Here is a 9,473-nt window from a genome sequence, read left to right as displayed (position 1 = left end):
AGCAACAACGCAACAACAGGTGCACTCGCACTCTTCGGTCTTGCACTCGGTGCAGCTGGAATCGTCGTTGCACGCAAACGTCAAAACGCGTAAGTTCACTTAATCAACTTTATTCAAACGAAAGACACGTTCCGCATCGGCGAACGTGTCTTTCAGCGTTTAGACAAACGCTTATGAAGAGTGAACATGCGATATCGAGATGCAATTCGTTCGCGCTGCCCTGTCTCGCTCGAGGAAAGCAACGAAAAAAGACGCTTGATCTCCCGATAGCACTTTGTCTATCGTGTTTTAAGTTATTAGGAGAGTGCTCCCCCATGTTCTTGTTCACTCAGCGATTGCTTCTTCTTTCTCGAGGCGGTGTCGCCGTCTCGCATGTACGATGGAGGCACCCGCAATGATTAATATGACGGCAAGGATAATAAAAATCATACTCGGATTCGTCATAATCCATTCCCAAAGCTCCGACCATGTCACGGCTTGACCAATCCGAACGATGACAAATGTCCAAAGACCCGTATATAAACCGGCGGCTAAAAACGTCATCCCGAGGTATCGTGGAAGTGGGTATGCAAGCAATCCTGCAACATAATGGATGGGATGACGTACCCCTGGTAAAAAGAACGAGAGCCCGATCGCCCACAAACCACGACGATCTAAAATCTCTTCTGCCCGTGTCAAAAACTTTACTTTCATGAATTTCTTGATGAGTGGAATTTCACGGAAGAAACGGGCGAGTAAATAAAACCACGCGAAGGAAATGAAAAAAATTGGCCACGCAGCGAGCCATATGAGGACCGGATGTACCCCTTCTTTGATTCGTAACGCTGTATATCCCATCATCAAAACATCATCCGATAGCGGAGTAAACATGATTCCTCCGGCCAGGCGGACGAGTGCCATGATATCCATTAGTTCATCACTTCCTTTTTTCTCTATACAGAGAGTATGCCTGATTTTGACGTTTTTGAGTAATCTTTGTTCACAAAGTATTTTGAACGGAAAACTATTTTACCTTTTAATTTTTTCGTAAGTTGATGCAGACACGCACTGTAAAGTGGCTGTACTAAAGCGTTGAAGCGTTTATTGCATAAAATCATGCAACCGATTTCTATATTTCGAATAATCAGAATGATTAAAACGCTGTAGTAATGCCATTTTAGATGTGCGAAAATAGCTTCAATTCAGTTAGACAATTTCATTATTAAGAAAGGATGATTGGTTTGAAGTTTAAAATTGGTCTGCTCGGTCGTATTGTCATCGCCATCGTATTTGGAATTATAGTGGGTAGCCTCGTCACCGAACGCTTCGATTGGATCGTCCGTTCTTTCGTCACATTCAATGGGATTTTTGGTCAGTTCTTATCATTCGCTATACCCTTAATCATCCTTGGTTTCATCATTCCGGGTATCGGTGAACTTGGAAAAGGCGCTGGAAAGCTTGTCGGAATCACAGCTCTCATCGCTTATCTCTCGACAGTCGTCGCCGGTTTACTCGCATATGGTACAGCAGTCAACTTGTTCCCGCGCATGCTCAGTGGTTCATTTGCAAACATGGAGAATCCGGAAGAAGCATTCTTAAAAGGCTTCATGGAAGTTGAAATTCCCCCTGTCTTCGGCGTCATGACCGCTCTTGTCATGGCCTTCGTCTTCGGAATCGGAATCGCAGCAACTAGAAGCGAACGTCTGCTTGAACTCTCGATTGATTTCCGTAGTATCATCGAACTGATTATCGGCAAAGTCATCATTCCATTACTTCCGTTTCACATCGCAGGAATTTTCATGAACATGACATATGCCGGTCAAGTCGCAGAAATTCTTTCTGTGTTCGCACTCGTTTTCGTCGTCATCCTCGTTCTTCATTTCGTGATGATCACATTACAATATACGATTGCCGGTATCGCCAATAAACAGAATCCGTTCCGTCTTTTGAAAACAATGATGCCTGCCTACTTCACAGCCATCGGGACACAATCTTCCGCAGCGACAATTCCTGTCACGCTACGGCAGACAAAAGCAAATGATACCGATGAAGAAGTCGCAAACTTCGTTGTTCCGCTTTGTGCGACCATCCACCTTGCGGGTTCGACGATCACGTTGACGTCAATCGTCATCGCGATTCTTTACTTGAACAACATGCCGGTCACGTTCGGTGCGATTTTCCCATTCATTCTCGCCCTCGGTGTGACGATGATTGCAGCACCAGGCGTTCCCGGTGGTGCCGTCATGGCCGCAACCGGCTTGTTCGTCTCCATGCTCGGCTTTGACCAGACCATGGTTAGCCTCGCGATTGCACTCTATATCGCACAAGACAGTTTCGGTACAGCAGCAAACGTCACAGGGGACGGTGCGATCGCGAAAATGGTCCACGCCATCAAACGCCATACATCAATCCTTGATGACAAAAAAGAACGAGATATCGCTTAATCCCAAAAACGGCTTCGCTCTCCGCGAAGTCGTTTTTTTGTTGTGCTCGATTCGTTTGAAAAAGAAGGGAATCCGCTTACGATAAGAGAAGTGTAATAAAGAACCTGAACGTATATCTGCTTGTATGATAGAGGAGGAATTTTCATGTTACATCGCCGGAAGACCTATACGATTCGCCCGGAACGACTACAGGAATTTACCGAGTTCTTTCACACCTATCTCTTTCCCCTACAAATCAGTCACGGTGCCCGTCTCGTCGGTCGCTGGGTGACGGAATCGGAAGATGAAGTCATCGCCATTTGGGAATATCGCGATCGGGAGCACTATGAGCAAGTCGACCGTGATGTCCGCAACAGCGCCTTACGCAGGGAAGCGATGAAGAAACGCGCCCGCCTCGGGAAAAACCTCTACATCAAATCGACGGAAGATTTCATGACGGCGACAGGTGTCTACACACCACCCCGTGCAATCGTCAGCGTCACTGCCTACATCACGAACGATGCTGGTGAAGTCTTGCTTGTCCGCAACCTCCATCGTGGCGACACGTATGAGCTACCGGGCGGACAAGTCGAAAACAATGAATCGATTCTCGATGCCGTCAAACGTGAAGTCAAAGAAGAAGCCGGTGTTGACGTCACGATCGACGGCATTACCGGCATCTATCAAAATATATCAAGTCACATCATCTGCGTCGCCTTCCGCGGGACGTACGTCAGCGGTGAATTGCAAGCACAAGAAGGCGAGACGACGGACGTCGGCTTCTTCCCTGTCACGCGTGAGAACGTCGACACCTATATCAAACGTGAGCATTTCCAAATCCGTGCACTCGATGCGATGAATCCCGTTTACCTGCCGCATGCCCTCTATACCGTCCGACCGTATGAACTCGTCAGTCGTTACGATGGCAATGCCCCGTCTGCTTTATCCGGACAAAATTAACTGACAAAAATGGACCCTCTCCAATGAGAAGGTCCATTTAAGCGTGTAGACAAATTCTTATGAAGCGTGTACATGCGATATCGAGGAGCAATCCGTTCGCGCTACCCTGTCTGCATGACTAGATTTCTGTCACGATATTACTTGAAAAGCGTCACGTTTCGTTGACTCCTGCGGGAAAAAGTGCGTTCTTAACGCACTTTCAGAGGCAGGCAAGACCCTGCTCGTTGTCCGTGAGGATCAAGGAGCAACGGCTTGCGCCTCGCCCGAGGAAAGCAACGAAAACAGACGCTTATCTCCCGATGGCACTTTGTCTATAGCCTGAAATGGACCCTCTCTGTGATGAGAAGGTTCATTTTTCATTATTTCGTAACCAGTCGTGCCGTAATGCCGGCATCATCCGTGACGTACACCGCGTCTTCCGTCCGCTCTACTCGGTAGAGCGAAGCATCGATCGCAGCAACCGCTTTTTCTAACACGGATGCACTTGGATAAACGAGCGTCCAATAATCCAGTCCGACGGCGTCGCCCGGTGCCTTTGGCGCGTCCGGCTTCGAGTGATTTGACATGGAAATGGACATGACCCATGACCGTATCTGCCGGCATTCCGTACCAGTCTTCTTCGCCTGCCTCAACGAGCATGCTTTGCCAATCGACGGGGTCTGTCGTCATCTTGACGTCCCCGTTCGCCTCATAAGACCATGTCTCCCGTGGACGATCGGCATAAATCTCAATCCCGTTCCCGTCCGGATCGGATAGATAAAACGCTTCACTGACGAGATGGTCGCCTTGACCAAGATCAACGTCATTTGAAATCAAGTTGCGGATGACGAAACCAAGTTCTTTTCGACTTGGCAATAAAATCGCGAAATGATACAGTCCCGCGACTGAATTGGGTGCGAGACGTCGTGCATCTTTCTGCTCCTCCAGCACGACGAGTGGTGTCATTTTCGCACCAAGCGTCGCCGTGTTCCCTGTCTGTTCGAGTACCGTTAGTCCGAGCAGGTCACGGTAAAATGAAATCGATTGGTCTAAATCCGTAATCCGTAAGCTGACCGGTCCGAGCGTAATCTCTGAATGGATTGTCATATTGTTATTCCTCCTGTACGTTCACTTCATAGGTTCATTATCCCCCGGAAGCAACGTGAACGGAAGTAGGCACAAAAAAGTGGTATAGTTTCTAAAAAGATACTACGAAGGAGGAACGATGATGCAAGAGACACCCATCTGTCGCGTCGAGACTGCACTCGAGATTTTGACGGGAAAATGGAAACCGTCGATTTTGCTCGAGCTCATTACTCACGGGACACTCCGCTTCAGTGAATTAAAACGACATCTACCGAACATCACCCAAAAGATGTTGACGGCTCAACTACGTGAACTTGAGCTAAATGATATCGTACACCGTGAAATCTACCAAGTCGTTCCACCCCGCGTCGAGTACTCCTTGACGGATTACGGGCGGACACTCATGCCAATCCTCAATGTGATGAACCATTGGGGCGAACAGCATGCCGTGCATATGGAACAAAAAGAACAAGAACAACATACAGCTTCTTTACGCTAAGGGTTTGAAACAGCTGATGATTTAAAGGGATGGCTTTTGAGTCAGGCCCTTTTTGTGTTGTTGATTTTTCTCTGCTCACTCGCTTTAGGAAATTAGTAAAAATGATAATGGAATAATCTCCCTTATTTCACGTATACTGAAGAAATAGACTGCTTGAAGGAGTGACTTACTTATGCACCAGCTATATGCCATCGAACAACTTACAGATCGGCTCAAACAGGATCCGACCGTTGAAGCGATTTTTTTGAAAGGCTCATTCGGTCGCGGCGAGGAAGATTTTCATTCCGACCTCGACCTCTACTGCCTCGTCGCAGAAGGGACTGTTTCGGAGTTCCTGCCTCGTCGTCTGGCGCACCTTGAAGCGTACCGGCCCGTCATTTGGCACGATGACATTTTCATCGTCGCCCCACAAATGATTGCGGTCTATGATGACTTGTTACATGTCGACCTATTTACCGTCACGACCACTTCGTTAAATCAAAAAGATGCCATCCGCGTCCTGTATGATCCAAAAAATCAGTTAGCACCGTTTATCGAAGAAACGTCTCTGACCCTGTCGCAGCAGGAATTCGAAGACGAGGCAATCGATGCCGTCTGGTTCTACTTCCAGTATCAAAAAGCCGCCGCGCGCGGCAACGGCTTATGGGCGGTCGAAATGTTACGCAGTGCGTTGACGAAGTTCGCAAAAGTCCTGTTGCACCACTATCTGCCGGAGCGGGCGCAGCTCGGACTAAAGACGATTTCAGATTACTTACCGGACGACCAGCGTGTCCCGTTCGAGGCCGTTTATGACGTCCTCGTCCCGGCGACGTATCAAGAAGCAGGACGCCGCTATATTGCGTTACTCGAGCAGGAACGCTCCTTTTTGCAGACGACATTACAGAATCAACCGAAGACACTCGTGTTACTCGACCGTCTCCTCCGCTCAACGTCTGTTTCCCGTTAAAAAGAAACCAGCTTTGTTGCCGAATATTACACTGCCTGCACACTAAAAACTCCCTTCGGATATTGAAGGGAGTTTTGTTTGCTGTTCCGGTTATCCTAACGTAAGATGACGTTTAGAAAACGCCCTGACTCAAAGTTCGAGTCAAGACGTTCCCGCGTCATTTCACTTTAATGACAATTTTACCTTTCGCATGCCCTTCTTCTCCGTAATCATGGGCTTGTTTCGTATCCTCAAGATCAAAGATCCGGTCGACGACGGGTTTCAGTTCACCTTTTTCGACGGCTTCCGCAATTTTTTTCATCCGTTCGCCTGTCGGCTGCATGAAGACATATTCGACGCGTGCCTTCGCCTGTTTTGCTTCCTCTTCGTTCGGCGGCGTTGAAATCGAGACGAGCATTCCATTTTCTTTAAGCATTTTGTATAGTTTGCCCTGTCCGTCTCCCCCCATCGTATCGAAAACGAAATCAAGGTCACGCACGGTTTCTGCCGGATCTTGTTGTTTATAATCGATGACTTCGTCGGCTCCGAGTTCACTGACCCAATCGACGTTCGGGGTGCTCGTTGATGTGACGACATACAAGCCGTGTGCTTTCGCGAGCTGGATTGCGACCGTCCCGACGCCACCTGAACCGGCACCGATGAAAATCCGGTCACCCGGTTTCGCATCCATCACTTCGAACATGACTTGCCATGCCGTATGCGCGACGAGTGGCAATGATGCGGCCTCCTCGAAGCTCAGGGAGGCTGGCTTTTTTGACGACGAGATGGGCATCGACCGCAACATACTCGGCATATGTGCCTTGACGGGCAATATCCGGGCGGCTGAAGACTTCATCTCCGACCTTCAAATCGGTCACGTTTGCTCCGACTTCTTTGATGACACCCGATACATCCCAGCCGATGACGAGCGGCATGTCGTAACTGAGCATCTCTTTTAAGTACCCTTCACGCAGTTTCCAGTCAACCGGATTGACACTCGCTGCATGAACTTCAATCAATACGTCATCTGCATCAATTGTCGGTTGCTCAATCTCTCCTACTTTGAACTCATCCGACCCACCATATTGTTCGATATACGCTGCTTTCATCTCATCGTCCTCCTTTAATTTGTTCATTCACCTTTACTATCTTCCCATTCTGCTTATTCCACAAACGAAAAAGCACACCGCGTGTAGGGCGATGTGCTTACTCATTAACCTTCTTTTGTCGTTTCACGGAGCGTCGATGCCGTTGCGTTCAACGCATGAATCGCGTGCTGCAAGTCACGAATCTGTTCGACTTGCGACCGGGTCAGACCTGATAATTGATCACTGCTCGTCAATAACAAATCCATGAAGGCATCCAGCTGTTCTGTCGCCTGCGTGATATCCGTCAAACTACTCGTAATCGTTGCGAATTGCTGACGGGCGCCACTAATCGCTTGGACCGAATCGGATGAGTCTGATGCGATCGTCTGCAAGGCTTGCTGACTCCGCTGCATCCGTTCCTCTTGCTCACGGAGTAACGTCGTGCTCGCATTGATCGCACTTCCCGTATTCGTCACGTCACGTTCAACCCGTTCGATGATTTGATTGATTTCTTTTGATGCCTCTGCCGTTTGTGACGACAGGTTGCGAATTTCCTGTGCGACGACGGTGAACCCTTTTCCGAATTCCCCTGCCCGTGCAGCTTCGATTGAAGCATTTAAGCTCAGCAAATTCGTCTGCGTCGCGATTGCGTTGATGCTCGACGTGATCGTCACGATTTCTTGGAATCGTCCTGCGAGCTGACCGAATGATGTGACGGACTCACCCATGCTGACCGTCAATTGTTGGAGTGACTCGCCCGCTTCACTGATTGTCTCTTGACTGTTCTCTGCCGTGAGTTTTGAAGAAGAACTCCGCTCGAGAGCGCGATCGACGGCTAATGTGACGTCAGCAATCGATTGGACGTTACTCTCATTCATTTGCCGAATTTGACGGACGGATGTCGCATTTTTCGCTGAGTTTGCCGCAAGCATCTTCATCGCGTCATCGATTTTTTCGAATGAGGCTTTTGCCGTATCGACTGTTTCACTCATATCTTCCGTGAACGTCGTCACGTCTATCGCTGTTGCTGCGGATTGGGCAAGCGTCGTCCGAGAGACTTCTGCATACGTTTCCGCTTTTTCCTGTTGACGCTGAACTTCCGTCATGACATTGCGACCGAACACAGCAACAAAGACGGCTGCTGCAAAAATCATCAAGTAAATGACAAGCGCAACGATCAAGTCGAACAGATTCGTAAACTCAACCGTTCCGATGCTTGTAAACATGACAAGTTCGAGCAGACCGAGTACTCCCGCCATCACGACAATCCGGGGAATCAAGTAGACAATCGACATGACGAGATACAGATAGGCAATCGTCCAAATGCTCTGCGTCGGCAAAGTGACGAGGACGAGCGCCAGGACCAAATAGGTCAATGTGATTTGAATGTACTTCCCAATCGGGTGCTGCCCGAAAAACTGATTCCCGGCCAGTAATGCTATCGTCAAGATGATGCCACCGATCAAAAATTGATAAAAAGCTCGCATCGAGACATAATCCATTTGGGCAAAAATGAAAATCAACGGATGGGCGACTGTAATTAACGTTGGGATGAGGCGGGACAATATTTTAGTACTGAGCTGTTCGAGCGGTGACACCATCTGCAAAACTCCTTCTCTCATTCGTATAATCATCTATCGGTTTCAATGCGTGAGAGTTTTAGTGATTTGCCTATTTTACCCACTTGACGCCTTGATTCTGAACAGCGTATGTTGAAAATATGCTATAGGTAGAGGATGGGTGACAATGCTGTATGTTTTAGTCGGCTTCGCCGGTGTACTCGGTGCCTCGGCACGGTACGGTCTTAGTCTAGCAATCGGTCAACTGACGACAGGGACGTTTCCCGTCGCAACGGTCTGTATTAATCTTCTCGGCTGTTTCGTTTTAGGGTATGCAACACATTTTTTATTCCGTACAAATTTACTTCATCAATATGCGATGACGGCGCTCGGAACAGGCTTCATTGGCTCGTTCACGACATTCTCGACGTTTAGCGTCGAAGCGGTCACGTTACTCCGGACCGGTCTATATGGCTTCGCTGCACTTTATGTCCTCCTTAGTCTATTCGGCGGATTATTTTGTTCGTACCTCGGTTACGCGCTCGGGACGCGCCGGCTCCGGCAGTTCGCGGCAAGGAGGGACAACACATGACGCTACTCGCAATCGGAATCGGTGCTTTTTTCGGTGCCATCAGTCGTTTTGCACTCAGCCAATGGGCGAAGACGTTTTGGACACGCGACTTCCCGCTTGCGACATTCATCGGTAATGTCAGCGGTTCTTTTTTACTCGGTCTCGTCATCGGTCTTCATCTCGATTCGACGTGGACGTTGTTTCTCGGGACGGGATTTCTCGGTTCGTTTACGACCTTTTCGACCTTTAAGCTCGAGACGCTCCAACTGCTCCAACATGAAAATAGACGGACACTCGCTCTTTACCTCGGGACAAGTTATGTCCTTGGCATCAGTGCAGCTTTTCTTGGTATCGTCTGTGCACTCGCAATAAACTAAAAAGCAGGTCTGCCTCGTCCGCTGAGC

General features: G+C 48.6%; 12 protein-coding genes. 7 read left to right on the top strand and 5 right to left on the bottom strand.

Annotation, left to right across the window (positions count from 1 at the left end):
* On the top strand, window positions 1–93 hold a 93-nt coding region (locus tag KNP94_RS16155), incomplete at its 5' end, for an LPXTG cell wall anchor domain-containing protein (protein WP_214770648.1).
* 231 nt (window positions 94–324) lie between these two features.
* Here KNP94_RS16155 and KNP94_RS12670 read toward each other — a convergent pair.
* Entirely contained in the window at window positions 325–909 is a 585-nt protein-coding gene (locus KNP94_RS12670; RefSeq protein WP_088836134.1) for a DedA family protein, read from the bottom strand.
* A gap of 302 nt (window positions 910–1,211) precedes the next feature.
* Here KNP94_RS12670 and KNP94_RS12665 point away from each other — a divergent pair, with 302 nt between their 5' ends.
* Together KNP94_RS12665 and KNP94_RS12660 are read left to right on the top strand one after the other, a co-directional pair.
* The gene (locus KNP94_RS12665) at window positions 1,212–2,423 is read left to right on the top strand and encodes a dicarboxylate/amino acid:cation symporter (RefSeq protein ID WP_215115750.1); all 1,212 of its coding nucleotides are present in this window, start codon (window positions 1,212–1,214) and stop codon (window positions 2,421–2,423) included.
* A 144-nt stretch (window positions 2,424–2,567) separates the two neighbouring features.
* Complete coding sequence (locus KNP94_RS12660) at window positions 2,568–3,362, top strand: NUDIX domain-containing protein (protein ID WP_088836132.1); 795 nt, start codon at window positions 2,568–2,570, stop codon at window positions 3,360–3,362.
* A 393-nt stretch (window positions 3,363–3,755) separates the two neighbouring features.
* Here KNP94_RS12660 and KNP94_RS12655 read toward each other — a convergent pair whose 3' ends face one another.
* Entirely contained in the window at window positions 3,756–4,448 is a 693-nt protein-coding gene (locus KNP94_RS12655) for a VOC family protein (RefSeq protein ID WP_251132651.1), read from the bottom strand.
* Window positions 4,449–4,569: 121 nt separating this feature from the next.
* Here KNP94_RS12655 and KNP94_RS12650 point away from each other — a divergent pair, with 121 nt between their 5' ends.
* A complete protein-coding gene (locus KNP94_RS12650) occupies window positions 4,570–4,926 on the top strand; it encodes a winged helix-turn-helix transcriptional regulator (RefSeq protein WP_088836130.1) in 357 nt (118 codons plus the stop codon).
* Between the two features lie 172 nt (window positions 4,927–5,098).
* Window positions 5,099–5,872, top strand: a complete 774-nt coding sequence (locus KNP94_RS12645; protein WP_215115749.1) for a nucleotidyltransferase domain-containing protein — start codon at window positions 5,099–5,101, stop codon at window positions 5,870–5,872.
* Between the two features lie 157 nt (window positions 5,873–6,029).
* Here the strand turns inward: KNP94_RS12645 and KNP94_RS16150 are convergent, their stop codons facing one another.
* The 3 genes from KNP94_RS16150 to KNP94_RS12635 form a co-directional block, all read right to left on the bottom strand.
* Window positions 6,030–6,587 (bottom strand): NADP-dependent oxidoreductase, encoded by a 558-nt coding sequence (locus KNP94_RS16150; protein WP_371816045.1) that lies wholly within the window; start codon window positions 6,585–6,587, stop codon window positions 6,030–6,032.
* A complete protein-coding gene (locus tag KNP94_RS16145) occupies window positions 6,523–6,960 on the bottom strand; it encodes an alcohol dehydrogenase catalytic domain-containing protein (RefSeq protein ID WP_371816044.1) in 438 nt (145 codons plus the stop codon). Before KNP94_RS16145 ends, KNP94_RS16150 begins: the two co-directional genes overlap by 65 nt.
* Window positions 6,961–7,064: 104 nt before the next feature.
* Window positions 7,065–8,540 (bottom strand): methyl-accepting chemotaxis protein, encoded by a 1,476-nt coding sequence (locus tag KNP94_RS12635; RefSeq protein ID WP_088836127.1) that lies wholly within the window; start codon window positions 8,538–8,540, stop codon window positions 7,065–7,067.
* A gap of 145 nt (window positions 8,541–8,685) precedes the next feature.
* Between KNP94_RS12635 and crcB (KNP94_RS12630) the strand changes: the two genes are divergently transcribed.
* Both crcB (KNP94_RS12630) and crcB (KNP94_RS12625) read left to right on the top strand, forming a co-directional pair.
* Window positions 8,686–9,090, top strand: a complete 405-nt coding sequence (crcB, locus tag KNP94_RS12630; RefSeq protein ID WP_215115748.1) for a fluoride efflux transporter CrcB — start codon at window positions 8,686–8,688, stop codon at window positions 9,088–9,090.
* The gene (gene crcB, locus KNP94_RS12625; protein ID WP_215115747.1) at window positions 9,087–9,446 is read left to right on the top strand and encodes a fluoride efflux transporter CrcB; all 360 of its coding nucleotides are present in this window, start codon (window positions 9,087–9,089) and stop codon (window positions 9,444–9,446) included. Before crcB (KNP94_RS12630) ends, crcB (KNP94_RS12625) begins: the two co-directional genes overlap by 4 nt.
* Window positions 9,447–9,473 lie beyond the last annotated feature (27 nt).

The organism is Exiguobacterium sp. s80, from assembly GCF_018618725.1.
Classification (GTDB): Bacteria; Bacillota; Bacilli; order Exiguobacteriales; family Exiguobacteriaceae; genus Exiguobacterium_A; species Exiguobacterium_A oxidotolerans.
This window is presented reverse-complemented; position numbering and strand designations above follow the sequence as displayed.

Bases quoted from the DNA above. Each gene is read 5' to 3' on its own strand.
- KNP94_RS12670 (WP_088836134.1), bottom strand. From the start codon at position 909: ATGGATATCATGGCACTCGTCCGCCTGGCCGGAGGAATCATGTTTACT.
- KNP94_RS12665 (WP_215115750.1), top strand. From the start codon at position 1,212: ATGATTGGTTTGAAGTTTAAAATTGGTCTGCTCGGTCGTATTGTCATC.
- KNP94_RS12660 (WP_088836132.1), top strand. From the start codon at position 2,568: ATGTTACATCGCCGGAAGACCTATACGATTCGCCCGGAACGACTACAG.
- KNP94_RS12655 (WP_251132651.1), bottom strand. From the start codon at position 4,448: ATGACAATCCATTCAGAGATTACGCTCGGACCGGTCAGCTTACGGATT.
- KNP94_RS12650 (WP_088836130.1), top strand. From the start codon at position 4,570: ATGCAAGAGACACCCATCTGTCGCGTCGAGACTGCACTCGAGATTTTG.
- KNP94_RS12645 (WP_215115749.1), top strand. From the start codon at position 5,099: ATGCACCAGCTATATGCCATCGAACAACTTACAGATCGGCTCAAACAG.
- KNP94_RS16145 (WP_371816044.1), bottom strand. From the start codon at position 6,960: ATGAAAGCAGCGTATATCGAACAATATGGTGGGTCGGATGAGTTCAAA.
- KNP94_RS12635 (WP_088836127.1), bottom strand. From the start codon at position 8,540: ATGGTGTCACCGCTCGAACAGCTCAGTACTAAAATATTGTCCCGCCTC.
- crcB (WP_215115748.1), top strand. From the start codon at position 8,686: ATGCTGTATGTTTTAGTCGGCTTCGCCGGTGTACTCGGTGCCTCGGCA.
- crcB (WP_215115747.1), top strand. From the start codon at position 9,087: ATGACGCTACTCGCAATCGGAATCGGTGCTTTTTTCGGTGCCATCAGT.